Origin of the sequence: Microbacterium sp. LWO12-1.2, assembly GCF_040675875.1 — a bacterium.
Lineage (GTDB): Bacteria > Actinomycetota > Actinomycetes > Actinomycetales > Microbacteriaceae > Microbacterium.
Map to the genome: position 1 here is coordinate 131,771 of NZ_JBEGII010000001.1, position 25,181 is coordinate 156,951.

The 25,181-nt window shown below is 69.9% G+C and carries 25 protein-coding genes; 16 read left to right on the plus strand and 9 right to left on the minus strand.

All coding sequences use genetic code 11. From position 1 onward, the window contains the following. The first annotated feature begins 2 nt into the window (after positions 1-2). The 3 genes from MRBLWO12_RS00675 to MRBLWO12_RS00685 all read left to right on the plus strand — a co-directional run bounded on the left by MRBLWO12_RS00675 (position 3) and on the right by MRBLWO12_RS00685 (position 2,689). Positions 3-407, plus strand: a complete 405-nt coding sequence (locus MRBLWO12_RS00675) for an SHOCT domain-containing protein (RefSeq protein ID WP_363551742.1) — start codon at positions 3-5, stop codon at positions 405-407. Between the two features lie 28 nt (positions 408-435). Then, entirely contained in the window at positions 436-1,002 is a 567-nt protein-coding gene (locus MRBLWO12_RS00680) for a hypothetical protein (protein ID WP_363551743.1), read from the plus strand. Positions 1,003-1,120: 118 nt separating this feature from the next. Beyond that, positions 1,121-2,689, plus strand: coding sequence for an alpha/beta hydrolase (locus tag MRBLWO12_RS00685; RefSeq protein WP_363551744.1), 1,569 nt, complete (start codon positions 1,121-1,123; stop codon positions 2,687-2,689). A 14-nt stretch (positions 2,690-2,703) separates the two neighbouring features. On the opposite strand, the gene MRBLWO12_RS00690 is transcribed toward MRBLWO12_RS00685, so the two are convergent. From MRBLWO12_RS00690 to MRBLWO12_RS00700, 3 genes are all read right to left on the minus strand, one after another. Continuing rightward, positions 2,704-3,297 carry a 2'-5' RNA ligase family protein gene (locus MRBLWO12_RS00690; protein WP_363551745.1) on the minus strand — a complete coding sequence of 198 codons (594 nt, stop codon included), beginning with the start codon at positions 3,295-3,297 and terminating at the stop codon, positions 2,704-2,706. 134 nt (positions 3,298-3,431) lie between these two features. Continuing rightward, positions 3,432-5,396, minus strand: coding sequence for a YhgE/Pip domain-containing protein (locus tag MRBLWO12_RS00695; RefSeq protein ID WP_363551746.1), 1,965 nt, complete (start codon positions 5,394-5,396; stop codon positions 3,432-3,434). Next, complete coding sequence (locus tag MRBLWO12_RS00700; protein ID WP_363551747.1) at positions 5,393-8,197, minus strand: MMPL family transporter; 2,805 nt, start codon at positions 8,195-8,197, stop codon at positions 5,393-5,395. Before MRBLWO12_RS00700 ends, MRBLWO12_RS00695 begins: the two co-directional genes overlap by 4 nt. Positions 8,198-8,328: 131 nt before the next feature. Between MRBLWO12_RS00700 and MRBLWO12_RS00705 the strand changes: the two genes are divergently transcribed. Beyond that, positions 8,329-8,952, plus strand: a complete 624-nt coding sequence (locus MRBLWO12_RS00705) for a TetR/AcrR family transcriptional regulator (protein ID WP_363551748.1) — start codon at positions 8,329-8,331, stop codon at positions 8,950-8,952. A 33-nt stretch (positions 8,953-8,985) separates the two neighbouring features. Here MRBLWO12_RS00705 and MRBLWO12_RS00710 read toward each other — a convergent pair whose 3' ends face one another. Next, positions 8,986-10,395 carry an MFS transporter gene (locus tag MRBLWO12_RS00710; RefSeq protein ID WP_363551749.1) on the minus strand — a complete coding sequence of 470 codons (1,410 nt, stop codon included), beginning with the start codon at positions 10,393-10,395 and terminating at the stop codon, positions 8,986-8,988. A gap of 77 nt (positions 10,396-10,472) precedes the next feature. Here MRBLWO12_RS00710 and MRBLWO12_RS00715 point away from each other — a divergent pair, with 77 nt between their 5' ends. After that, the gene (locus tag MRBLWO12_RS00715) at positions 10,473-11,093 is read left to right on the plus strand and encodes a helix-turn-helix domain-containing protein (protein WP_363551750.1); all 621 of its coding nucleotides are present in this window, start codon (positions 10,473-10,475) and stop codon (positions 11,091-11,093) included. Positions 11,094-11,111: 18 nt separating this feature from the next. Here MRBLWO12_RS00715 and MRBLWO12_RS00720 read toward each other — a convergent pair whose 3' ends face one another. Together MRBLWO12_RS00720 and MRBLWO12_RS00725 are read right to left on the minus strand one after the other, a co-directional pair. After that, positions 11,112-12,092, minus strand: a complete 981-nt coding sequence (locus tag MRBLWO12_RS00720; RefSeq protein WP_363551751.1) for an o-succinylbenzoate synthase — start codon at positions 12,090-12,092, stop codon at positions 11,112-11,114. 77 nt (positions 12,093-12,169) lie between these two features. Next, positions 12,170-13,189: a GNAT family N-acetyltransferase gene (locus MRBLWO12_RS00725; RefSeq protein ID WP_363551752.1), complete on the minus strand. Its 1,020-nt coding sequence runs from the start codon at positions 13,187-13,189 to the stop codon at positions 12,170-12,172. A gap of 102 nt (positions 13,190-13,291) precedes the next feature. Here MRBLWO12_RS00725 and MRBLWO12_RS00730 point away from each other — a divergent pair, with 102 nt between their 5' ends. The 11 genes from MRBLWO12_RS00730 to MRBLWO12_RS00780 all read left to right on the plus strand — a co-directional run bounded on the left by MRBLWO12_RS00730 (position 13,292) and on the right by MRBLWO12_RS00780 (position 23,097). Beyond that, on the plus strand, positions 13,292-13,624 hold the full coding sequence (locus MRBLWO12_RS00730) for a PadR family transcriptional regulator (protein ID WP_363551753.1): 333 nt from the start codon (positions 13,292-13,294) through the stop codon (positions 13,622-13,624). Between the two features lies 1 nt (position 13,625). Beyond that, positions 13,626-14,657 (plus strand): permease prefix domain 1-containing protein, encoded by a 1,032-nt coding sequence (locus MRBLWO12_RS00735; RefSeq protein WP_363551754.1) that lies wholly within the window; start codon positions 13,626-13,628, stop codon positions 14,655-14,657. After that, entirely contained in the window at positions 14,654-15,565 is a 912-nt protein-coding gene (locus MRBLWO12_RS00740; protein ID WP_363551755.1) for a 1,4-dihydroxy-2-naphthoyl-CoA synthase, read from the plus strand. The genes MRBLWO12_RS00735 and MRBLWO12_RS00740 overlap by 4 nt, the downstream gene beginning before the upstream one ends. Positions 15,566-15,574: 9 nt before the next feature. Continuing rightward, the gene (locus tag MRBLWO12_RS00745) at positions 15,575-16,735 is read left to right on the plus strand and encodes an AMP-binding protein (protein WP_363551756.1); all 1,161 of its coding nucleotides are present in this window, start codon (positions 15,575-15,577) and stop codon (positions 16,733-16,735) included. 36 nt (positions 16,736-16,771) lie between these two features. Beyond that, positions 16,772-17,563, plus strand: a complete 792-nt coding sequence (locus MRBLWO12_RS00750) for a class I SAM-dependent methyltransferase (protein ID WP_363551757.1) — start codon at positions 16,772-16,774, stop codon at positions 17,561-17,563. Positions 17,564-17,641: 78 nt separating this feature from the next. Continuing rightward, a complete protein-coding gene (locus MRBLWO12_RS00755) occupies positions 17,642-18,835 on the plus strand; it encodes a sensor histidine kinase (RefSeq protein WP_363551758.1) in 1,194 nt (397 codons plus the stop codon). Between the two features lie 28 nt (positions 18,836-18,863). Then, a complete protein-coding gene (locus tag MRBLWO12_RS00760) occupies positions 18,864-19,499 on the plus strand; it encodes a response regulator transcription factor (RefSeq protein WP_363551759.1) in 636 nt (211 codons plus the stop codon). Between the two features lie 90 nt (positions 19,500-19,589). After that, positions 19,590-20,351 carry an ABC transporter ATP-binding protein gene (locus tag MRBLWO12_RS00765; protein WP_363551760.1) on the plus strand — a complete coding sequence of 254 codons (762 nt, stop codon included), beginning with the start codon at positions 19,590-19,592 and terminating at the stop codon, positions 20,349-20,351. Further along, a complete protein-coding gene (locus MRBLWO12_RS00770; RefSeq protein WP_363551761.1) occupies positions 20,348-21,805 on the plus strand; it encodes an ABC transporter permease in 1,458 nt (485 codons plus the stop codon). The genes MRBLWO12_RS00765 and MRBLWO12_RS00770 overlap by 4 nt, the downstream gene beginning before the upstream one ends. 85 nt (positions 21,806-21,890) lie before the next feature. Further along, the gene (locus MRBLWO12_RS00775; RefSeq protein ID WP_363551762.1) at positions 21,891-22,514 is read left to right on the plus strand and encodes a 2-phosphosulfolactate phosphatase; all 624 of its coding nucleotides are present in this window, start codon (positions 21,891-21,893) and stop codon (positions 22,512-22,514) included. 118 nt (positions 22,515-22,632) lie between these two features. Next, a complete protein-coding gene (locus tag MRBLWO12_RS00780) occupies positions 22,633-23,097 on the plus strand; it encodes a DUF3054 domain-containing protein (RefSeq protein WP_363551763.1) in 465 nt (154 codons plus the stop codon). 31 nt (positions 23,098-23,128) lie between these two features. Here the strand turns inward: MRBLWO12_RS00780 and MRBLWO12_RS00785 are convergent, their stop codons facing one another. The 3 genes from MRBLWO12_RS00785 to MRBLWO12_RS00795 all read right to left on the minus strand — a co-directional run bounded on the left by MRBLWO12_RS00785 (position 23,129) and on the right by MRBLWO12_RS00795 (position 25,161). Further along, on the minus strand, positions 23,129-23,617 hold the full coding sequence (locus MRBLWO12_RS00785; RefSeq protein WP_363551764.1) for a SprT-like domain-containing protein: 489 nt from the start codon (positions 23,615-23,617) through the stop codon (positions 23,129-23,131). Positions 23,618-23,672: 55 nt separating this feature from the next. Then, positions 23,673-24,200, minus strand: coding sequence for a hypothetical protein (locus tag MRBLWO12_RS00790; RefSeq protein ID WP_363551765.1), 528 nt, complete (start codon positions 24,198-24,200; stop codon positions 23,673-23,675). A 94-nt stretch (positions 24,201-24,294) separates the two neighbouring features. After that, positions 24,295-25,161, minus strand: coding sequence for a spermidine synthase (locus MRBLWO12_RS00795; RefSeq protein WP_363551766.1), 867 nt, complete (start codon positions 25,159-25,161; stop codon positions 24,295-24,297). Positions 25,162-25,181: the final 20 nt, after the last annotated feature.

Sequence of the window (25,181 nt, forward strand, 5' to 3'; positions counted from 1 at the left end):
GCATGTCTTTCTGGTCAACCATCGTCGACGCCATCTGGTGGTTCCTCACGATCTTCGTGTTCATCGCGTACTTGATGGCGTTGTTCTCGATCATCAGCGACCTGTTCCGCGACCGTGCGCTCAACGGTTTCGCCAAGGCGGTGTGGCTGCTGTTCCTGGTGTTCCTGCCGTTCCTCACCGCGCTGGTCTACCTGATCGCGCGCGGCAAGGGGATGGGTGAGCGCTCGGCGCAGCAGGCGGCGGCCGCTCAGCATCAGGCTGAGGACTACGTGCGTTCGATCGCCGGCTCGGCGGCGACACCGACCGATGAGATCGAGCGGGCCAAGCGCCTGCTCGATGCGGGCGCCATCAGCGACAGCGAGTTCGCCGCGTTGAAGCAGGCGGCGCTGGCCCGCGTCACGGTATGACCCGAGCGCCGGAGGAGGGGTCGAGCCGATGAGGCACGATCCTTCCCGCGCGGTGCCCAGCGGCGCGGAGCCCCTGCCTTCTGGTGGGGGCGCCGCGCCGTCCGGCGCCGCGCGGATCAGCACGCTCGCCACGTCGGCCGAGGGCGTCTACGGGCTCATCATCGTGGCGGGCATGATCGTGGTCAGCCGCAATCTCACGGCCAGCTCCGGTGAGGCGCTGCTGTCGGTGATCGCCACGTTGCTGGTGTTCTTCGCGGCGCACGTGTACGCGTCCGCCGTCTCGTGGATGGCAGATCACCCGGAGCGCGACGGCGGGATCCGCGCAGCGATCAGGCACGGGCTCCACGAATCGGTCGGTCTGTTGGGGCTCGCCGCCGTGCCCGTCCTGATCCTCTTCCTCGGCTTCGCCGGGTTGCTGCACGACGGATTCGCCGTGTGGATGGCACTCGGCGCCGACGTCCTGCTGCTCGCCGTCGTCGGCTGGGTGATCGCCGGGGCACGCACCAGGAGCGTGTGGGCGCGGCTGGGCGGGGCGCTGGTCACGGCATCGTTCGGCGGTATCCTGATCGCGCTCAAAGCACTCATCCACCATTGACCGGAACACGACCATCGACACTCCCTCCGCTGCCGACGCGCTGACCGACTCCCCGAACCTCTCTCGCCGCTGGTGGCACCTCGATCCCGGGGGTGCGCTGGGCGGACTCGGGGTCGCCGTGCTCTCGGTGACGCCGTCGCTGCTGCCGCGAACCGCTCTGTTCCAGGGCGTGGTCACCGCCGTTGCGTTCGCCGTCGGGTACCTGATCGGTGTCGCGGTGTGGCGTGCCCTGCGCTCGCTGGTGCACCGCCGGCCCGGCCCCGCCCTGCGCCGTGCGCTGTGGATCGCGTATGCCGCGCTCTGGCTCGCCGCGGTCGCCGCGCTGTCGGTGCTGGCGCTGTCGTGGCAGAACGAGGTGCGGGCCCTGGTCGAGATGCCACCATTGGGTGGCGCGGACCTCGCCTCCTTCCTGGTCGGTTTCGTGCCGGTCGCGGTGCTGTCGCTCGCGATCGGCAAAGCGAACCGGCGGCTCTTCCTCGCCCTTCGGCGCAAGAGCGGGACGCCGCTGGCGATACTCGGGACCGTGACCGTCGTCGTCGCCGGTACGGCAGGCGTCGCGCTCGCCGCGATGATCGCGGTCGACACCGTCTACGCGGGGCTCAACGCGGCGCCCGAAGCGGATCTCGAGGAGCCGAGCTCGACGTTCCGTTCGGCCGGTCCGGAGTCGGCGATCGACTGGCAGGACCTCGGGAGGCACGGGGCGGCGTTCGTCGGAGGGGGACCGACAGCCGAAGACATCGCGGCGCTCACCGATGTGCCTGCGACAGAGCCGATCCGCGTGTACGCCGGACTGGCATCCGCCGACACCGTCGAGGAGCGCGCCCGGCTGGTCGTCACGGAACTCGAGCGCACCGGTGCCTTCGAGCGTGAAGTGCTCGTGGTCGCGACCACGACCGGATCGGGGTGGCTCGAGGCGCAGACGGTCGACTCGATCGAGTACCTGCACGCGGGCGACACGGCCATCGCGGCTCTCCAGTACGCCTACACTCCGAGCTGGGTGTCGTTCCTGTTCGATCCCGACGCTCCGGTCGAGGCGGCTCGTGTGCTGTTCGACGCGGTGGAGGAACGATGGCTGCAGCTGCCGGCCGACGATAGACCCCAGCTGATCAGCTACGGACTCAGCCTCGGGGCGCATGGCAGCCAAGCGGTGTTCGACGACGTCGACGCGGTGCGCGAGCGGACGGATGGCGCGATGTTCGTGGGGAGTCCGGCAGGATCGACGCTGTGGCGGTCGCTGCAGGACGCACGGGACCCCGGGAGTCCGGTGTGGAGGCCCGTGCTCGACGAGGGGCGTGAGGTGCGCTGGATGTCGCGCGACGGCGATCAGCGCCTGCTCGATGGGCCGTGGGGGCAGCCGCGCGTGCTGTACCTGCAGCATGCGACGGACCCGGTGACGTGGCTGTCGCCGGAGCTGCTGTGGAGTGCCCCCGAGTGGTTGGACCAGGAGCAGCGTGGCGATGACGTCAGCCCGTCGATGCGGTGGATCCCGGTGGTCACGGCCGTGCAGGTGGGCATCGACATGCTCGGCGGAGAGGCCGTGCCCGCGCGTCACGGACACAACTTCGGCGACGTCGTCACCTCGGGGTGGCGCGAGGTCACCGGTGATGCCGGGCTCGACGAGGGGGCGATCGACGCCATCCGTACCGAGATCGAAAGCTACGCGCCGATTCAGCCGTTCCAGGAGTGAGGGACAGCTGACGGCTAGGGGCGGCCGAGGGGGATGACCTCTGCATGCTCGATGCCGTCCTGGTACCAGACGAGTTCGGCTTCGGTGATGATCTCGGTCGGCAGCGCAGGGAGGGGGCGGCGCGCGGCGCGGTCGAGTTCGTCCCAGGCATTCGCATCGAGGGTCTTGCCGTAGACGACCGAGAGGTGAAAGGTCCAGTCCTCCAGATCGAGCTCGCCGAGTCGCAGGAAGTCCGTGTGGACGAGAAGATCGGTCAGCGCCGCGTACGCGGAGACGAGTGTGTCGGTGCGAGCGAGGCGCAGGATCACGATCTGCCAGGGACCGGCGAACGTGTCCACCGCGTCGGCGGACACGGTGATCGGATGCTGTCGCTCCGCCCATGTCCGGATGACCGCGGTCAGCTCCTCCAGACGGCCCGACTCTGCGAATCCGCGCAGGGTGACGTGCCCGGTGTGCGGGAAGGTGACGGAGGTGTCCAGCGCCGCGAGGGTCTCCCGCTGGAGCGCCTGGTACTCCGCGGCGACCGCGCCGGTCGGGCGCAGCACGAGGTACTGCTGTCCTTCCAGCGAGGTGAGCTGGGCGGGTGAGGCCATGAACGGTCGACGCATGAGTCGAGCGTACGGTGCGTCCCCGGCGGCGTGCGTAACTTCGGACCGGAGACGGGACACGCCGCCCGCCCGCCGGGGCTGGCGGGCGGCGTGTCGGCGGTGATCTCCGAAGTTGTGCACGCGGCGCGAGCGGATCAGGCCGTCGCCAGCACCGCCTTGGTGGAGGTGGTGCGACGCACGGCGACCACGAGTGTCGTGGCGACCAGCGAGAGCACGCCCCAGACGACCAGCGCGGCGACCGCGCTGCCGCTTCCCGCGATGAGCCCGGCGAACGCGGGTGCCGTGGGCAGCGCGGCACCGAGTCCGGCGAGCCACCCTGGCACGGTCGAGATCAGTCCGGTCGCGACCGCCAGCACTCCGACGAGGGCGCTGATCCAGCGGCCGATCCCGCCGAACAGGGCGACCAGGGCCTGGTTCACGGCGGCGAATGCGATTCCGGCGACGACCGCAGTGCCGGCGAACGCCCACCAGGCGGCCGCATCGTACGCGGCCACGAACTGCACGATGAGCGCGACCAGGAGTCCCTGACCGGCCCCGATCAGTGCGGCGGGGGCGAATGCGCGCAGGGCGAGCGAGGCCGAGGAGCGGCGCGACGTGAGGGTGCGTGCCGTGTGGGCGCGCATCACGATGAACGAGGCCAGGCCCCCGAACCACAGCACCACGGCGGCGAGCAGCGGAATGGCGGTCGGCCCGAAGATCGTGTTCATCGAGGAGTTCGTCGTCACCGGGTCGGCGATCACCGAGGCGAGCGAGGTCGACTCGGAGTCGCTGAACGAGGGGAGGGACTCGGATGCCGTGCGCAGGCCACCGGCGAGGTCGCCGGTGCCTGTGGCGAGGGTGTCGAGTCCGGTCGCGAGCTCGGTCGTGCCGTCCGCGAGGGCGGTCGCCCCGTCGGCGAGCTGCGTCGCGCCGCTGGAGAGCGCACGCGCGCCGGCCGCGGACTGATCGATGCCCTGGCTCGCGAGCTGGTTCAGGCCGCCGGCGAGCTGGGTGGCTCCGGCGCCTGCCTGGCTGAGCTGGCCGGAGAGCTCCGCGGTGGCTGCCGCGTCGAACTGCTTCAGACCGGCGGCGGTGCCTGCGGCGGCTCCCGCTGCCTGCGCAGCCGGAAGCTTGAGCCCCTTGGCCGTGGCAGCGGCGGCTTCCAGGTCGGTGCAGAGTGCGGGTGTGACGGCGGAATCGCAGTCGGCGACGAGCTCGTCCAGCTGGGTCGACAGCCCGGATACGCCTTGCTGCACACCTGCCGTCAGCTGGGTTGTGCCGTTCGCCCCGGCGTACAGCTCATCCGGAACCAGTCCGTTCTGCTGCAGGGTCGCCCCGCCCTGGGTGAGCCCCGCACCGATCGTCCCCGCGCCCTGTGCGGCATCACGGGTGTTCGACGAGATCGTGTCGAGTCCGGCGGCCAGCGACGACGCCCCGGAGCCGAGCTCGCTCGCGCCCGACGCCAGCTTGGTGGCGCCGTCGGGGATCTCGGCCGCACCGTCGGCGGCATCCCGCGCACCGCCGGCGAGCTTCACGGCACCGTCCGCCGCGTCTCCGATCTGGTCGCCGATCGTGGTGAAGCCGACCAACACGTTCTCCATGGTCGCCTCCGACAGCATGGTGCCGAGAGTGGAGGCGGCGACGGTCGCGATCTGACCGGTGATGAGGTCGTCGGCGACGAGGCCGTCGTCGGGAGTCGTGACCTTGATGGTCGCCTGCTCGGCCTTCCCGCCTCCGTCGGCGATGGCCTGGCCGGCGGAGGTCGCCGCGGCGGAGAACTCCTCCGGGATCGTGATGACGGCCTGGTACGAGCCGTCGGCCAGTCCGTCGGCCGCATCCTCCTCGTTCGAGATCACCCAGGTGAGGTTCGAGTCGAGATCGTCGGAGCCCTCCACGAGTCCGGACGCGAGCTGGCGCCCGAGCGGGGTGACCTGACCGTCGATGGTCACCGGATCGTCGAGGTTGACGATCGCGGCGGTCATCGAGTCCAGACGCTCGGTCGGGTTCTGCAGCGCAGCGACGAGGATGCCGCCGACGGCAGCCGGGAGCAGCAGCACACCGAGGATGGTGAGCCAGGTGATCGGCTTGCGGGAGCGGGCGCGCTCGATGGAGAGGGTCATGCGGTCACCTCGGTGGATTCTTCAGCTGCCCGGCGGGGCATCCGTGTGTCGATGATGTCGGCGGTCGGCCAGCCGGCCTCCGCGAGGATGGTGCGCGCGATTCCGGCATCGGATGCGGTGGCGAACACGGCGAGCGGACGAGCGGCTGCGGCATCCCGGAGCATCGCGGTGGCCTGATCCCGCTGGCCTCCGGCGAGACGGTCGATGCCGTCCACCACCACCAGCTCGGAGGTGCCGCGCAATGCCTCGGCGAGGTCGAGCAGAGCGGCGTCCGCATCGTCGACGAGCACGCAGCCGACATGGGCCCTGACCCAGGCTGCGCGGCCGGGGAGCAGATGTCCCACGACGCGGAGCCGACCGGAGTCGGCCGGCACCCGGCCGGCGATCGCGAGAGCCAGCGCCCGTCGCACGCGGCGGTCGCTTCCCGTGGCGATGAGCGCGCCGCCGGACTGCACACGCAGCGAGACGCCATCGAGCAGGGGAGCGTCGGCGCTGAGGGTCAGGTCGTCGGCGGCGACGACGGACTCGTCGCCGGGCCACGCGGCCAGGTGCCGCTCGCGCTCGACAGCCTCCCCCTCGATGTCGACGCTCGGCAGGATCTTCTCCAGCCAGGCCGGGATCTCCCACGCGCGCTCGCCGAGGATCGCCATGAGCGCGGGGATCAGCGTCATCCGCACCAGGAAGGCGTCGATCGCGATTCCGGCAGCGAGGCCGAGTGCGATGGGTTTGAGCGAGGAATCTCCCTCGGGAACGAACGCGACGAACACCGCGAACATGATGAGTCCGGCTGCGGTGACGACCTTCGCCGAGCCCGTGAATCCGCTGCGCACCGTGCGCAGAGCGGCGGCGCGACGGGTCGCCCGGTCAGGGCTCTTCGAGTCGGGATCGTGCACGAAGTCCTCACGCATGCGGGACACCAGGAACACCTGGTAGTCCATCGCGAGGCCGAACAGCACGCCCATCAGGATGATCGGCATGAAGCTGATGATGGGGCCGACCTTGGCCACGTGCAGCAGATCGGCGAACCAGCCCCACTCGAACACCGCGCCCACGACGCCGAAGGCGGCGACGATCGAGAGCAGGTATCCAGCCGCGGCGGTGATCGGCACCCAGATCGAGCGGAACACGATGGTGAGCAGGATCAGCGACAGCCCGATCACGAAGATGCCGAACGGCAGCAGCGCGTTGCCGAGCTGGTCGGAGATGTCGATGCCGACGGCCGTGAAGCCGGTGACCTTCAGATCGATCCCGAACTCCTCGAGCCACTCGTCGTGGTGGGAGCGCAGCTCGCGCACGAGATCGGCGGTCGCCGGGTCATCCGGCGCGGTCTCCGGGATGATCTGCACGATGCCGGTGTCGGCGGTCTCGTTCGGAGTCGAGAGAGCGACCTCCTTGACGCCGGGGACCTTGGCCACGGCATCTCCGAGATCCTCCATCAGCGTGAGGGGATCGGTGGAGGTGACGATCGTGCCGGTCAGGATCATCGGACCGTTGAACCCGGGTCCGAACTGTTCGCCGACGAGGTCGTAGCTCTGGCGGGCTTCCGAGTCCTTCGGCAGTACTCCGGCGTTCGGCAGGGCGAGGTTCAGGCTCAGCGCGGGGATCGCCACGATCCCCAGCCCGATGACGACGGCGAGGGAGGCCAGCACGGGGCGCTTGGTGACGCCGCGGACCCAGCGGTCGCTGCCCTTCGACGGGCTCAGGGACCGATCTGCGTCTTCGGATTCCTCGGACTCCTGACCCCGCTCCGACTTCTTCGCCTTCGACGCCTTTTTCGGGCGGCCGACGACCTTGCCCTTCATGAAGCCCAGCAGAGCAGGGGTGAGGGTGACGGCGATGGCGACGGCGACCGCGACGGCTGCGGACGCCGCGATGCCCATGGTCGTGAGGAACGGGATGCCCGCGAAGCCGAGGCCGATCAGCGCGATGAGCACCGTGACGCCGGCGAACACGACCGCGGAGCCGGCTGTGCCGACCGCGCGCGAAGCGGATTCCTCGGGGTCGACGCCTTCTCGGACCTGGTCCTGATGTCGCGCCATGATGAACAGCGCGTAGTCGATGCCCACGGCGAGCCCCAGCATGAGGGCCAGCAACGGCGTGGTCGACGACACCGTCGCGAATGCGGTGGCCGCGAAGATGCCGGCCATCGAGATGCCGACGCCGAGGATCGCGGTCAACAGTGGAAGCCCGGCGACCACGAACGAGCGGAAGGTCACGATCAGCACGAGCAGCGCGATCAGCAGGCCGACCGCCTCGGTGAGGGTCACGCCGGGGATCGAGATCGCGAACAGGTCGCCGCCGAGAGACGTCTGGGACCCGTCCGGCAGCTCGGCCGAGAGGTCGCTGACGACCGCTCGTAGGGAGTCCTTGGTCGCCTCGGAGACATCGGTCGACTCTCCGTCGAACTGCACCCGCACGATCGCGGCGGTATCGTCGTCGTTGATCATGCCGCTGACCATCTCATCGTACGGCGATGTGGCGGCGAGGACCTCGTCGAGGTCGCCGAGCTCCGAGACGGCATCCTCGATGTGCTCGCGGTAGTCGTCATCCGTGATCTTGTCGCCGTCGGCTGCCACCACGATGAACTGCGCATTCGTGCCGCTCACCTGGGGGAATGAGCGGGAGAGCTGCTCGAGCCCTGCCTGCGATTCGGTTCCGGGGATGGAGAACGAGTTGTCGGTTCCCGCGCCGAGGACGAGAGCTCCCGCTCCCGCGATGCCGAGCGCGAGGAGCCAGGAGACGAGAACCCGCCACGGGTGCCGGAAGGACCAGCGGCCGAGCGAGGACAGGAATGTGGACACGCGTTCCTCCGAGGGATGCCAAGTAGATACACAGGTGTATCCAATACATAGATGTATCGTAAGGTGACCCGCGCGGTGGAATCTGTGTGCGGGGTGTGAATCATGCGAGAGTGAAGGGCCAGGAGGTTTCGATGACGACACCCGCAACCCGCAGCCGAGAGAACACGCGCGCGCGGCTGCTCGAAGCGGCCGCACAGGTCTTCGCCGAGGTCGGCCTCGACGGCGCATCGGTCGAAGCCGTCTGCGAGCGAGCCGGGTTCACGCGCGGCGCCTTCTACTCGAATTTCGAGTCCAAGGACGAGTTGTTCCTGACCCTCACCGCGAGCGTCGCCGATGTGCGTGTGAGCGCGGTGCGCACGCGCGTGGAGGAGATGACCGCCGAGGGGGCACTGGCGGAGGGCTGCGATCCGATCGAACTCGTGCAGCGGGTCATGGAGCTCGGCGGCGACGACCGTCTCGGGGTCATGCTGATGAGTGAGATCCGCATCCGCGCCCTGCGTGACGCGGATTTCGGTGCCGCCTATCTCGCGCAGGAGAACGAGATGGTCGCGAGCGTCGCTCAGATCGTCGACGACATCGTGGTGGCCGGAGCTCTGCGGCTGCGCCTCCCGGCCGACGCAGCGGCCCGCATGCTCATGATCCTCTGGGAGGGCATGACCGTGCGCGGAGCGATGGCCGGCCAGGACGACGAGCGGCTTCGCCACTTTGGCAGCGAGGAGCTCGCGCGTCTCGTGGATCTGCTCATCGAGCCCTAGGCGTATCGAGCGGTAGCGAAGCGGCGGATCAGCTCAGCGGTCGACGGCCTGCGGATCCGGTCGGGAGGGCAAGAGCGACAGCAGTACGGCGACCCCGAGCATCGCGGTCGTCGCGAGGAATGTCGTGCGCAGGGCGGCCATGAGGGCATCCGCTGACGCGGTGTCGATCTCGGTGGCCCCCGCCGTCGAGGCGAAGAGCGCGGCCAGAACCGAGGCGCCGGTGACAAGCCCGAGGTTGCGCGAGAGTCCGAGCAGTCCCGATGTCACCCCGCGACGCTCGGGCGGAGTCGCGCCGAGCACGCCGGTGTTGTTGGCCGCGAGGAAGAGCTGGTATCCCGGGGCCAGCAGCACGGTTCCGGTGATGTAGCCGGGGAGCCCCCACACGGTGGGCAGCAGCGCGAGTGCGAGGGAGCCGGCGATCATCGCCGTGAGTCCGACCGCGGTCATGCCGCGGGCGCCGAATCGGTCGACGGCTCGTCCGGCCAGTACCCCGCTCAGGATCGAGGCCACGGGGCCCGCCGCCATGGTCGCGCCGATCGCGGCCGGGGGCAGGTGCAGCGCCCCGGCGAGGAAGAACGGGCCGACGACCAGGGTGCTCATCATGACGGTGCCCACGATCAGGTTGAGGACCGCTCCGAGGGAGACGGCGCGCACCTTGAGCAGGGAGAGCGGCAGGATCGGGTGCGACGCGCGACTCTCCCGGACGGCGAAGAGTGCGACCATCGCTGTGGCACCGGCGAGCAGGAGAGCGGAAGGCCAGGAGTCGGCGGTTCCCGGATCGGTCACCCCGAGCGTGTACAGCGCGACGGCGGCGGTGAGCAGCAGGACTCCCGCGACGTCGAACCGGCCCCTGGGGTGTGCGGCGCGCGGGGGCTCTCCCTCCGACCGGCCGATCAAGAGCGCGGCGAGCAGTCCGAGCGGGGCCATGACGGCGAAGATCGCCGGCCACCCTGCAACGGTGATCAGAAGACCGCCGAGCGCGGGGCCGGAGGCGGTGCCGACCGCGGCGGTCGTGCCGAGCAGCCCCATGATCGCGCCGAGGCGCTCAGGGGGCACCGTGTCGCGAGCGCGCGCGAGTGGCAGGGCCATCATCACGGCGGCGCCGATGCCCTGCAGTGCCCTGGCGGCGACCAGCATCCCCAGCGTCGGGGCGATCGCGCACAGGACGGCGGCGGCGCTGAACACCGCGATCCCCCCGAGCAGGACTGTCCGACGTCCGAGCAGGTCGCCGAGATGTCCGACCGTGAGGCTCGTCGCCGTCATCGCCAGCAGATAGGCCAGGGCGACCCACTGCGTCTGGGCGAACGTGCCTCCCAGGTCGACCGCGATCGTCGGCAGCGCGACGTTCGCCGCACTGGTTCCCAGTGAGGCGACCAGGACGCTGAGGGCGAGTGCGCCGACTCCTGTGCGCACGAGGGAAGGGCTGGGCGGGGCTTCGGTCATGCTCAGAGCCTCGTCGCGCCGGTGCTCATTCGGCAACTCATGTTGCCGAAACCGGGATGATGTGCTGGAGTTGCCGCGTGGATGAGACGGAAACGGCTGTGCAACTGGATCCGACCTTGGAGCGGATAGGGCCGCGGCTGCAGGCTCTGCGTCTGCGCCGGGGTGTGACTCTCGCCGAGGTCGCGGCCAGCACCGGGATCTCGAAGAGCACACTCTCCCGATTGGAGACCGGACAGCGGCGCGCGAGTCTCGAACTCCTGTTGCCGTTGGCCCGCGAGTACCGGGTGTCGCTGGACGATCTCGTCGGAGCGCCCGAGACGGGGGACCCCCGGGTGCGGCTGCGGCCACGCAAGGTGAACGGCCGCACCGTGGTCGCGCTGACACGGCAGCCGGGGGAGCGGCACGCGTGGAAGATCCTCGTGCCGCACTCGTCACAGGAGCCTCGGCTCACATCGCATGAGGGATCGTCGTGGATGTACGTGCTGAGTGGCCGTATCCGGCTGATCGTCGGAGATCGCGATGTCGTGATCGAGAGCGGAGAGGTCGCGGAGTTCGACACGCGGACCCCGCACTGGTTCGGGGCGGAGGGCGATCAGGATGCCGAGATCCTGACGATCTTCGGCGCGCATGGTGAGCGCGGGCACCGCAGTGCCGAACTGGCCACGCGTCATCTCGCCGAGGTGCTGGGGGAGCCGTGAGTGGCGGAGCGCGCCGACTCAGTGGGCGGCGGAGAGCTCGTAGTGGCAGCGGGCGAGCCGTGCCGTCCACCATTCCCGGCGCTCGTCGAAGGCGGCGAGACGGGTGAGCGCGGCGGGGTCAGGTGTCAGCCGTCCGACCGGGATCGAACCGTCCATCGGGCGGAGGTCGGCGACGTCGTCGAGGAACAGTGACGACGTGCCCAGTCCGCAGTCGAACTCCAGCTTCGGCAGAGCGGCAGCCAGGGCGGCTCCCTGCGAGAGTCCGATCGCCGTGTCGAGGGCGCTCGAGACGACGACGGGAAGGCCGGCGGCGGTCACGATCTGCAGCGCGTGGGTCACGCCGCCGAGAGGCTGTGCCTTGATCACGAGCAGGTCGGCGGCTCCGGCGCGGGCGACGGCCAGGGGGTCGGACGACTTGCGCACGCTCTCGTCCGCGGCGACCGGGATGCCGAGGTACTTCACGCGCTGACGGAGTTCGGCGAGCTCGGGCACCGTCGCGCACGGCTGCTCGACGTACTCCAGGTCGAACTCGTTCAGCGCGTGCACGGCACGCTCGGCCTCATCGACGTTCCACGCTCCGTTCGCGTCGATGCGGATCCGTCCCTCCGGCCCCATGACCTCGCGCACCGCACGGATCCGTGCCACATCGTCGGCGAGCAACTGGCTGGGCTCGGCGACCTTGACCTTCGCCGTGCGGCATCCGGCGAAACGCGCCAGCAGCTCGGGCACGCGGGTGGCATCGATCGCCGGCACCGTCGCGTTCACGCCGATGCGGTCGCGCAGCGGCTCGGGCTGGACGTTCCAGGCGAAGTCGATCGCCGCGGCGAGCCAGGTCGCAGCCTCCGCGTCTTCGTACTCCGTGAACGGGGAGAACTCCGCCCACCCCTGGGGGCCTTCGAAGAGCAGCGCCTCTCGGGTGTCCACGCCGCGGAAGCGGCTGTGCATCGGGAGGGCGACGACCCTGGCCGAGTCGATCAGGTCTGCGAGCGGCGGGATCATGTGCCCATTCTGCTCTCTGCGCGGCCGTGCGCGTCATCCCGCGCCGGGGCGAGTCGCAGCGGCACGCGCGGGTCGAGTCAGCCGAGACGCTTCTGAAGTTCGCCCATCCGCTCGCTGGGGCGGAATCCGAGGAGCGTGTTCACGGCGAGCATGTGCGCATTCGACTCGGCGTTGTACGTGTAGACGGCGCGTGCCTGCGGAGCCTCGTGCTGCAGCATCCGCAGGTTTGCGAGCTTCACGGCCGTTCCGAGCCGGTGCCCACGATCGGCGCCGCGCACGAGCGTGCCCCACTGGTAGGCGTTGCCGTCATCGCCCGACACCACCACCTGCGTGTACGCGGCGGCCTCGCCCTGAGCGGTCAGCGCGATGGTGCCGAACGAGGTGCGGTTCTGGCGGATCAGGAGCTCCTCCTGCTCGCGGATGCTGTCGACGTCGGGCTTCATGGGTTCGATGTCGAGGTCGCCGCTGGGGGCTTCGGTGTCGATCGACGCGTCCAGCACCGTCCACCCCTCGATCACGTCATCCGGGACGGGGCCGACCCAGCTGCGGATCGTGTAGCCCCTGATCGCGGTGGTGATATCGGCCTCGAGCGTGTCGAGCACGGCAGGCTCCACCGGCAGTTCGAGGCGGTTCTGCACGTCGCCGAGTGCCAGGGCGTAGCCGTGGCGGCGGGCGAACTCGCGTCCGGCGGAGCCGGTGCCGTCGGGGCCGAGCTCGTAGGGCCACGATGTCGTTGCCTGCGCGGTGGTGCGGGCGGATGCCAACGCCTCCGCTTCGAGGAACGCGAGTGCCGCTGATCCGACCCCGTGGCGTCGGTGCTCCGGGGGCACGCTGATGGCGAGGTGCGCGATGTGAGTGTTGTCCTTGAGGGGCAGCGCGAGGCTGGCGGAGCCGGCGAGTGCATCGCCATCGTGCAGCAGATAGGCCCTCCGCTCGATGACGGCGGATTCCTGTTGCAGCTCGCTGCGACTCTCCTCGCGCGTCCACACCGGGGTATCCGCGCCGCGGTCCGCGCGCTCGGCGGCGGCGTACGCCTCCCACCAGGCATCAACGCTCTCCGTGTCGAACGGGTCGATCCGGCTGATGTCGATCGTCATGCGCTCCACGCTACGTCGCCGCAGGCGGCTCGACCACGGGACGCATTTGCTACATAAATGTGTGATTGACAATGGTGTGTGACACACACTATTGTCTGTGGCATGAACGAAGTCCTCGACACGCACCTGCAGGAGCTGCGGCGCGGCACCATCGTGCTCGCCTGCCTGCAGCTGCTGCGCACCCCGGGCTACGGCTATGGACTGCTGGAAGAACTCGAGCGGCGCGGTTTCGCGACAGACGCGAACACGCTGTACCCGCTGCTGCGGAGACTCGAGAAGCAGGAGTACCTCACCAGTGAGTGGAACACCGACGAGGCCAGGCCGCGCAAGTTCTACCGCACCTCGGATGCCGGCATCCGTCTCGCCGACACCCTCACCGAAGAATGGCGATCGCTCACCACCGCGATCACGAGCCTCACCGCAGAGGAGAACTGACATGACCAGTGCGACGCTCACCGAGCGATACATCAGCGCGACGATCCGCAGTCTGAACCCCGCGGCGCAGGCCGATGTCAGAGCCGAGCTCGAGGCCTCCATCGCGGATGCCGTCGAGGCGCGCCTCGAACAGGGAGAGGCTCCGGCCGACGCGGAGCGGGCCGTTCTCACGGAGCTGGGCGACCCCGGCATCCTGGCCGCCGGTTACGCCGACCGCCCTCTGCACCTCATCGGGCCCCGGTACTACCTGACCTGGTGGCGACTGCTCAAGGTGCTCCTGCTCACCGTGCCCGTGTGCGTGCTCGGCGTCGTCGCGCTCGGCCAGACCATCTCCGGGGCGGCGGTCGGCGAGATCATCTCCTCGTCGATCCTCGCGGCTGGTGCGGTGGCCATCCACCTGTGCTTCTGGACGACGCTCGTGTTCGTCGTTCTCGAGCGGGCAGGTACAGACACCGGCGAGACCTGGAACGTCGACAAGCTCCCCGAGCCGATGGAGAACAGTGGCGGACGCAGTGAGTTGATCGCCGCACTCGTCTTCCTCGGCATCGCGGCGGGCGCTCTGCTCTGGGACCGCTTCCGCGGCTTCGTGGTGGTCGATGGCGAAGCGCTCCCGATCCTCGATCCGCGGCTCTGGCCGTGGGGGATCGCGGCGCTGTTCGCCCTGATCGCACTGGAAGCGGTCTTCGCGATCGTCGTCTTCGTGAAGGGGCGATGGAGCACCGGGCTCGCCGTGGCGAACACCCTTCTCGCTCTGGCCTTCCTCGCGTGGGCGCTGACTCTGCTGCTGCGCGGTGAGCTCGTCAACCCCGACTTCCTCTCGCACATCACCGCCGTCGGCGGAGAGGGGTTCGCCACCGGCGACGCGAAGGCGGCGGACGAGGGCGGCATCTTCCGCATCCTCGCGGTCCTCCTGGGCTTCGGTATCGCGGCCGGGGTGGGGTGGGACATCGTCGACGGCTGGATCAAAGCGGTGCGCGCTCGTCGTGGATCCTCCATCGGCGGAGCGGGCCGAGGAATAGGCTGGACGCCGTGACCACCGCATTCGTCTCCGACCTGTTCGACCCGAGCGAGTGGACTCTCGCGCCCGGCGCCGAGGACTATACCGACATCACCGCGCATGTCTCCCACGACGGCGGGGTCGCGCGCATCGCCTTCCACCGTCCTGAGGTGCGCAACGCCTTCCGTCCGCACACGGTCGACGAGCTGTATCGCGCGCTCGACATCGCGCGACAGGATCCACGTATCGGGGCGGTGCTGCTCACGGGCAACGGCCCCAGCGCGAAGGACGGCGGGTGGGCGTTCTGCTCTGGCGGCGACCAGCGTATCCGCGGTCGCGACGGCTACAAGTACTCCGACTCCGAGACGACCGTGCACGATTCGGCGCGCGGAGGCCGGCTGCACATCCTCGAGGTGCAGCGCCTGATCCGCTTCATGCCCAAGGTCGTCATCGCCGTGGTCCCCGGGTGGGCGGCCGGTGGAGGCCACTCGCTCCACGTCGTCTGCGACCTCACGATCGCGAGCGAGGAGCACGGACGCTTCAAGCAGACCGATGCCGATGTGGGCAGCTTCGATGCCGGATACGGGTCCGCCTACATGGCCCGTCAGACCGGGCAGAAGATCGCTCGCGAGGTGTTCTTCCTCGCCGAGGAGTACTCGGCGCAGCGCGCGTACGAGATGGGCGCCGTGAACCGGGTCGTGCCGCACGCGGAGCTCGAACGGGAAGCACTGAAGATGGCGCGCACCGTGCTCACGAAGTCGCCGACGGCGATCCGCATGCTCAAGTTCGCATTCAATGCGGTCGACGACGGCCTGGTCGGGCAGCAGGTGTTCGCGGGTGAGGCGACGCGGCTCGCCTACGGCACCGATGAAGCGGTCGAGGGGCGCGACTCGTTCCTCGAGAAGCGCGACCCCGACTGGTCGTCCTTCCCCTGGCACTACTGAGGTCGCATCATGATCCCCCTGATCCCCACGGATGCCGAGAACCCGGCACAGCTGCGGGATGAACTGCGGCGTGCTCTCGACGGCGGCCCAGCCCTGGGGTTCGGGATGCTCGACGGCACGCCGGCCCAGGTCGAGGAGGGAACCGCGGCCGTGATCGCGACCTCCGGGTCGAGCGGGATCCCGAAACGGGTGGTGCTCAGCGCCGAAGCCCTGCGTGCGAGCGCCGAGGCCACGGCCGGACGCATCGGGAGCGGTCGCTGGCTGCTCGCGCTTCCGGCCGGGTATGTGGCAGGGCTCCAGGTGCTGGTGCGCTCGGTGCTCGCGGGGACGCAGCCGGTGTCGTTGGACGGTCGTTTCTCGCCGCTGGCGTTCGCCGAGGCGTCGCTGTCGATGCTGCGCCCGGAGCCCGGCGCGGCAGGCGACATCCCCGGTCTGTACACCTCGCTCGTGCCGGCGCAGGTGGCGACCCTGCTCGACGCCGCGGATGACACGGCGGTGCGGGCCGCGCTCCAGGCCTATCAGGCGATCCTCGTCGGCGGACAGGCGCTGCCCCAGCCGCTGCGCGAGCGTGCGGAGGACCTCGGGGTGCGACTCGTGCGCACGTACGGTTCGACAGAGACGAGCGGCGGATGCGTGTACGACGGGGTCCCGCTCGACACCGTGGCCGTGCGGGTCGTGGAGGGTGAGATCCGCCTGGCCGGGCCGATGCTCGCAGACGGCTACCTCGACGACCATGCATTGACCGCGCGAACGTTCGTACGCGACGAGCACGGCATCCGCTGGTACCGCACGGGTGACCTCGGCATGGTCGAGGGCGGCGTCGTGCGGGTGCACGGTCGCGCTGACAACGTGATTGTGTCCGGCGGCATCAACATCTCCCTCGACCGCGTCGAACAGGTCGTGCGGCAGGTGCCTGGGCTCCACCAGGCGGTCGTGGTGGGAGTCGATGACGAGCACTGGGGCGAGGCGTCTGTCATCGTCGCCGCCCGCGGAGCGGCGCTCCGGCGCAGCGAGTCGGAGCAGCTGGTGCAGGCGCGTGACGCCGTCGCTGAGGCGCTGGGAAAGCACGCCAGGCCCGCGCGACTGATACTGGTCGACGAACTCGCGGTGCTGGCCTCGGGGAAGCCGGACCGCGAGGCGATCCGACGTGCGGTCGCCGAGCTGCGCTGAGGATTTTCGCACGGCGCCGATCTGCCAGGATGGAACATGGCCTCCTACACGCATGGACATCATGAGTCCGTCCTCCGCTCGCACAGCATCCGCAACATCGCGAACTCGGCGGAGTACCTCCGCCCGCACCTGCAGCCCGCCACGCGGCTGCTCGACGTCGGCGCAGGACCCGGATCGATCACGATGGACTTCGCGGGGATCGTCTCCCATGTCACCGCGACCGAGATCGATGAGGCCGCCCTCTCGCTGTCGCGCGGTCTGGCGGAGAGTAAAGGCGTCGAGAACATCGCCTTCTCGGTCGAGGACGTGCACTCCCTGAGCTTCGCGGATGACAGCTTCGATGTCGTGCACACTCACCAGGTGTTGCAGCACGTCGGCGACCCCGTCCAGGCGCTCCGCGAGATGCGCCGCGTCACGGTGCCCGGCGGGATCGTGGCTGCGCGCGACGCGGACTACGCGGGCTTCCACTGGTTCCCGATTGTGCCGGAGCTCGACCGCTGGCTGGCGCTGTACCGGGCGGCGGCACGCGCGAACGGCGGTGAGCCGGACGCGGGCCGACGGTTGCTGTCCTGGGCGCGGGCCGCGGGCTTCGAGGACATCACCCCCTCTGCCTCCACCTGGTGCTACGCGACACCGGAGGAGCGCGCGTGGTGGGGTGGGATGTGGGCCGACCGCATCCTCGAGTCCGCCCTCGCCCGACAGCTCGTCGACAGCGACATGGCGACCACGGCTGATCTGCACGAGATCAGCGACGCCTGGAAGCGCTGGGCCGATGACGGCGATGGGTGGTACCTCGTGCCGCACGGCGAGATCCTCTGCCGCGTCTGAGGAGTCTGCGTCTGAGGAGCGTGCGGATACATCCGCAGACGGACGCACCCCGCACACCGCTCGCGTAGCGTGAGGAGGGTGTTCCGCCCGATCTCCCGCACCTGGCTCATCGTCGACATCGTCGGCGCTGTGCTCGGCTTCGCCGTCACCACCCCGCTGACCCTCTTCTTCTCGGCCAGTCAGCTGAGCGCATGGAGCGGCTCGACGCCGTTGGCGGTGACCGCGTCGGTGGCGGTGAGCGCTGTCGTGTGGGGTGCCGCCGCTATCGCGCGGCTGTCGCCCGCGCTGGCGCTCTGCGTGGCGTGGTTCGGCGCCGTGATCCAGATGGGCATGGGCCTTCCTCCCGCCATGTTCGACATGGGCATTCTTGTGGTGCTCTTCGCGACCGCGGCCTGGGGGAGCAGGCGGCTGCTGTGGATCGGCGGCGTGTCCGCTCTCGGCGGCGGCGTGATCGGCGGGCTGTACTTCGGAGTGGTCTGGTCGGGGGAGCTGCTGACGGACGCCGCGAGTGCCCTGAGGGCTGCGCTCATCGCGGCGCTGCTGGCCTCGGTGTTCGTGCTCGCGATGGTCATGTCGTGGGGCGCGGGTCTGCTGTGGCGCGTGGTCCTGAGCGGTCGCGAGACCCAGGTGGCGCGTGCACAGGCCGAGATGCTGGCCGCCGAAGAACAGGAGCGCGTGCGGATCGCCCGCGATATGCACGACATCGTCGCGCACTCACTCGCCGTCGTGATCGCTCAGGCTGACGGCGCGCGCTACGCCGCCGCGGCACAACCGGAGATCGCAGCGGAAGCACTCGGAACGATCGCCCAGACCGCGCGCGGGGCGCTCTCGGACGTGCGGATGCTGCTCACGCAGCTGCGTCATCGGCAGGGTGACGGACCGCAGCCGACCCTCGCCGATCTCGAGACGTTGTTCGCCCAGGTGCGGCAGGCAGGGGTGGAGCCGCGCATCACCGTGGATCCGATGCCGCCGGGGGAGCCGCCTGGCGCGATCCAGCTCGCCGTCTACCGCATCCTCCAGGAGGCGCTCACGAACGCCATCCGACACGGCGACGGTGCGGTCGAGGTGCACTTGGCATGGCTGCCGGATCGTGTGGACCTGCAGGTGCGGAACGTCATCGGTGACGAGGCTGCGTCGGCGTCGGGCGGGCACGGCGTGATCGGTATGCGCGAGCGCGCACAGCTGGTGGGCGGTAGCCTGCAGGCGGAGCGTCACGGCGAGCAGTTCGTCGTCGCCGCCTCCCTTCCGATCGGCGGGTCCGTCGACGGATGATTTCTTCACCAGCAGGAGGCTCTGCCGCATGATCCGTGTCGTCCTCGTCGATGACCAGTCGCTGTTCCGCGCCGGCATCCGCATGCTCGTCGCCTCTCAACCCGACCTCGAAGTGGTCGGTGAGGCCGGCGACGGACGGGAGGCACTCGACGTCGTACGCACGACCCGGCCGGACGTCGTCCTCATGGACATCCGGATGCCGGTGATGGACGGGCTGACCGCCACCGCCGAGATCCTCACCCAGCCGGATGCGCCACGCATCGTCATGCTCACGACCTTCGACCTCGACGAGGCGGCTGCCAGGGCCATCCGGCAGGGGGCGAGCGGGTTCCTGCTCAAGGACGCCGACCCGGAGTTCCTGCTCGCCGCGATCCGCACGGTGCATGCCGGGTCGAGCGTGATCGCGGCCTCCGCGACCCGCGACCTGTTCGCCCACTTCGCCGAGGCGCCGAAACCCGTGCCGGCGCAGTACACCACGCTCACCGACCGCGAGCGTGAGATCTTCGCTCTCGCCGCCCGGGGATTGTCGAACGCCGAGATCGCCGCCCGCGAGTTCCTCAGTGAGGCGACCGTCAAGACGCACATCAGTCGCATCCTGACAAAGCTCACGCTGCGCGATCGCGTGCAGCTCGTGGTCTTCGCGTTCGAGCACGGCCTCGCCTGACTCGGACCCCCGTCGAATCATCCTTGCGATGTAGGGGGATGCGTCGGGCGGGCGACGCGGCGCGGCAGGTGCTCTCCGTAGCGTCGAAGCATGGAGATCACGACCACCGACCTCGGGCTCGCCGCCCGCGTCCAGCACCTGAAGAAGACCTACGGCAGCGGCGAGGGCACCGTGCGTGCACTCGACGATGTGAGCGTCGGCATCCGCCGCGGACAGTTCACCGCGATCATGGGTCCGTCCGGCTCGGGCAAGTCCACGCTCATGCACATCATGGCCGGGCTCGACACCCCGACCGAGGGACGCGCCTGGATCGGGGACACCGAGATCACCGGCCTCGCCGACCTCGACCTGACGATCCTGCGCCGCCGCCGCGTGGGCTTCATCTTCCAGGCGTTCAACCTGGTGCCCACGCTCGATGCGCTCGGGAACATCCTGTTGCCGTTCGAGCTCGACGGCCGTCGTCCGAGTGCGATCGAACGCGCACGCATCGACGGGCTCATCGACACGCTGGGCCTTGGTGCGCGACTGAGTCACCGCCCTCACCAGCTGTCGGGCGGTCAGCAGCAGCGCGTCGCGATCGCCAGGGCTCTCGCCACCGCGCCGGACCTCGTGTTCGCCGACGAGCCCACCGGCAACCTCGATTCCCAGACCGGCCGCGAGGTGCTGCAGCTCCTCGCCCGCGCGAGCCGTGAGCACGGCCAGTCCATCGCGATGGTGACGCACGACGCGATCGCCGCGAGCCACGCCGATCGGGTGCTCTACCTGGGCGACGGTCGTATCGTCGCCGACCACCCGCGCCAGACCGCCGAGGAGATCTCGGCCTACATGCTCGCCGCCGAGGTGGCGGCATGACCGCGGTCGCCACGGTCGTCCCCGAGTCGCGGGCGACCGCGCCGAGACTGGGCTGGCTGCGCGACCGCGGCATGGGCGCGAGCATTCTGGTCGCCGCCCTCTCTGCCGCGTTCGGTGTGCTGCTGGTCGAGGTCACCGCCTACATCGGTGCCGTGCTCCAGGCAGATCCCTTCATCGGAGACAGCGAGACGCTCGCCTTCGTCGTCGCGCTGCTGTCGGTGCTGCTCACCGCGGTCGCGATGTACGTCGCCGCGATCGTCACCGCGAACACGTTCTCGACGATCATCGCCGGGCGCACGCGCCAGATCGCGCTCATGCGCCTGATCGGAGCGACCGCCCGCTCGCAGCGCGCCGAGGTCGGACGCCAGGGGCTCATCGTCGGGATCATCGGTGCAGGCCTCGGTCTGCTCGCCGGACTCCTGGTCACCGTGGTGGGCGTGCAGGTCGGTGCGATGCTGCTCGACAACGACCCCTCGAGCTTCTCGATGGCGCAGCCGTTCATCGCTCTTCCCGTGATCGGGGTCGCACTCACGACCTGGGCGGCCGCCTGGGCGGGATCGCGGCGGGTGCTCACCGTCACACCGTTGCAGGCTCTCGGCGGATCCGTCGAGCGCACGCACGATGAGGTGTCCGGTCGGCAGGGGCGGCACATCGGTGCGTGGGTGCTGCTGATCGGTGGGGCCGCTCTGCTCGCCGCTGGAGTCGTGATCGGTCTGATCACACCGCTCGGTGTCGTTGTCGCCTTCCTGGGCGGACTGCTCTCCTTCACCGGACTCGCTCTGGGGTCGGTGCTGTTCATGCCGCCTGTGCTGCGACTCGTCGGCAAGATGTTCGGGTCGAGCGCCACGGCACGCCTGGCCGCCGAGAATGCGCTGCGCTACCCGGAGCGCTCCTCCCGTATGGCGATCGGCGTGGTCATGGGCGTGACCCTCGTGACGATGTTCGCGGTCGCCCTCGAATCCGCGAAGCGGCTGATGATGAACCAGTCGGGCGACGTGCCGGACGAGTTCTTCGCCCCGTTCGATGCGTTCGCCGCGATCATGATGGTGCTCGTGGCGGTCTCGGCCGTCATCGCCGCGGTCGGGCTCGTGAACCTCCTCACGATCGGGGTGGTGCAGCGCCGCCGGGAGCTCGGGCTGCTGCGGTCGATCGGCCTGTCGAACCGCCAGGTGCGGCGGATGGTGCTGCTCGAGGCGACGCACATCACGGTGGCCGCGACCCTCACCGGGCTCGTGCTCGGCGTCGCCTACGGCTGGATCGCGGCGCAGTCGCTGCTCGGTTCGGTGCCGACCCTTCCCGATTTCACGCCCGCCGGTCTGGTCGCCCCGCAGATCCCGTGGGTACCTGTCGCGATCATCGTGGCGGCGACGGCCGTGCTCACCCTGGTCGCCGCAGCCACGCCCACCCGCCTCGCCACCCGCGTGGCCCCGGTCGAGGCGCTCGCCGCCGACTGACCCCCGTGAGGAGTCACGACATGCCGTGAGCGGGACCCCGCTGACGGCATGTCCTGACTCCTCGGCGGACGCCTAGGCTGGACGGATGCCGCCGTTCGATCAGTCCACGTATCAGGTCCGCCTCGACTGGGGCCTCGCGGGCCTCGAGCGGCTCGCGGACGCGGATGTGGTCGTGATCGTCGATGTGCTGCACTTCTCCTCGCGACTGGCGGATGCCGTGGCCGACGGCGCCGAGGTCGACCTGACCGAGGCGGCGAGCTGGTCGGTCGACTCCACCGCCCCGGCGCTCGCGGTGACGGCGGCCGCGGGCGGGGCAACGGTGCTGGCCGGTGGCATCCGCAACGCGTCGGCGGTCGCGCGCACCGTGCAGGCCATCCAGGAGCAGCGGCAGGCGCGCACCTCGGTCGCACTGATCGCGGCAGGGGAGCGCGACGGCTCCAACGACCTGCGCTTCGCCGTCGAGGATCATCTCGGCGCCGGGGCGGTCATCGCCGCGCTCACCGACCTCGGCATCGACCACACGGCCCCGGACGCTGCGGTCGCGGCCGAGGGATTCCGCGCCCTCCGACGCGCGCTCGGACACCTGGTCTCGGCGAGCGGCTCCGGGCGCGACGCGGCGGATGCCGAGGCCGTCGCCGCGGCATCCCGACTCGACGCCGTCTCGACGGTTCCCGTGCTCCGGGACCGCGTCTTCGTCTCGTTCGCCTGACTTCTCCTGGCTCTCCGCCGACGCGGCCGCGGCGATCTGCGCCGGCCTCATGCAGGGGCTCTCGCGCCACGCGCGAGTGCAACGACCAGGGCACGAGGCGCACGCGTAGGGTCGTGGCATGAGGTATCTCCCCGCAGTCATCGTCGATGCCCTGCTGGTGCTCGTCTTCGCGGCGATCGGCCGCGCATCGCACGACGAGAACCCCGCCGGATTCCTGCTCACCGCTTGGCCGTTCCTGGTGGCACTGCTGCTCGGGCACCTGCTCGCGGCGCTGCTGCCCGCGCGTCCGCGCCGCCCCTGGTCGATCCTGTGGGGTGTCGTCGTCTGGGTGGTGACGGTCGTCGGGGGGATGCTGCTGCGGGTGCTCAGCGGCGACACGGCTCAGGTGCCGTTCATCATCGTCGCCACCCTGACGCTCGGCGTCTTCCTGGTGGGATGGCGCGGCATCACGGCGCTCGTGCGGAGGAATCGCTCACGCACCGCGACCACGGATACGGATGCCGCGACCACGGATCCTGCGACCGAAGTTCCTGCGACCGAGGACGCTTCACCGACGTCGACCGACGACGACCCCGCCGCCTGACGTCATCTCCTCCGCGTGTGCAAAGCCGCGCTCAGCGCGGCATCTGCGCCGCGAGCCGCACATCCGTCGTGATCTCGCGACGGGTCCAGTCGAACAGGTAGCGGGCGTCGTACGTGCGCGAGCAGCGCGCGCACGAAGTGGGTCTGGTCGGGCGGCGGTGCCGATAGGTCACGTGGCCGGCCGGGCACCGACCGACCCACGGGGCGAGCTCGACCGCGGTCTCGCCGCGATGCGTCGTGCCGCCGACGTAGCCCAGATCGCGCGCGACGCGCTTCCAGGTGGAGCCGTGCGCGGCGGCGTGCCCTGCGAGGGCGTGGGCCACCTCATGCAGGAGGACCTGATGGATCTCGTCGTCGTCGAACCGGGCGGCGAGGTAGCGCGACACCGTGATGCGCTTCTTCGTGTAATCGCACTGCCCGGCACGCCGCTTGGCATGGTCGAAGCCGAAGGACCAGGTGTCGTCGAGATGCATCCTGATGAGCGCCTCGCCCCAGATGCGCACACGGTCAAGATCCGCCATGCGCCCAGGCTAAGCCATACCACCGACAGTGTGCGCCAGCGGTCGGTGCGGTGTCTCAGCCGACGACGAGCTGCGAGGTGCGGCGGCGTTCGGTGGCGTCGATCGCGAGCAGCACGGTCTCGAGGTCACGGTCGGCGGCACCCGCCTCTCGGCGCAGGAACAGCGACCGCTTGAAGCTCTCTCGCGCGGTGTCGTAATCCTCTGCGTCGAACGCGTTCTTGCCGCGGTGCTGATGCGCGAACGCGGCGATGGAGATCCACCCCTGGCCCTCCGCCTCCGCGGCGCACATCGCGAGCTCCTGATCCGCGGCGGCATGCTGTCCGCGATACTGCTGGATCGTCGCGTGCAGCACGCGCGCCCGCAAAACGTCCTTGCGAGTGCCGGCCATGCGAGCCTGCCGCACCGCTTCGTCGGCGAGAGCCAGAGCCTCATCGAGCCGGTCCAGCACCTTGAGCAGCCAGACGCGCTCCAGGAGTGCAGGAAGACTGCGCTGCCCTTCGATCTCCTCGAGACGCACCGCGCATTCGCTGAGGTCGACCAGCTCACGGAGGTTCTCCTGGTCGTATCCCCGGATGAAACTCATTGCTCTCCTTCCGCAGCGCCCTTGTTCCAGTCTGCCTGGCTCGCGCGCGCTCGCCGAGGCGGCGCGCCCGTGACCGGGCATCCCGTCCCCGAGGTCAGCGCAGGAAGAGCGACGCGTCGGGTCGAGGCGATGCCACGGCGTCCGCGTCTGTCACGATCCGAGCCCCCTGCACGAAGGCCTTCAGCTCCGCGCCCTGCGCGATCTTGGCGGGGTGCGGACCCGCCGCGAGCAGGCGGGGAAGCCATTCCGTCGGCAGCGGAGAGGCGGACGCGGCGATCACCAGATTGCCGAATCGTCGGCCCTTGAGCACCTGGGTATCGGCGAGGACACCGACCTCGGGCAGCACCTCCGCGATCGTCGCGACCTGTCGTCGGGCGAAGGCGAGGCCAGGGCCGTCGGCGACGTTCACCAGCAGCACGCCGCGGGGGGCGAGCAGTGCGGACAACTCGCGGTAGAACTCGACGCTGGTCAGATGCGCGGGGGTCTGGGCTCCCGAGTACACGTCGGAGACGACCAGATCGCAGCTCCCGGCGAGGGCCGCGGGAAGCCGCTTGACCCCATCGCGTGCATCGCCGATGCGGATGCGGATCGCCGCGCCCTTCGGCAGCGGGAGGTGTTCGCGGACGAGCTGTGCGAGCGGTGCTTCGAGCTCGATCACCTGCTGGCGCGAGCCGGGGCGTGTGGCATCGATGTAGCGGGGGATCGTCAGTGCGCCGGCACCGAGGTGCACTGCCGTGAGTGCCTCTCCCGGCGAGGTGAGCTGGTCGATGACGGCGCCCATCCGCACGATGTACTCGAAGTGCAGATGTGTCGGGTCGTCGAGGTCGACATGCGACTGCGGGGTGTCGTCGACGATGAGCTCGAAGCCGCCGGCGAACTCCGACGGCATGATCCGGGCCAGGCCTCCGTGATCGAGGCGAGCTTCCGGGTGCTCGGTGTCTCGTGATCGCGTCCGGCCCATGGCACGAGCCTACGCCGTGG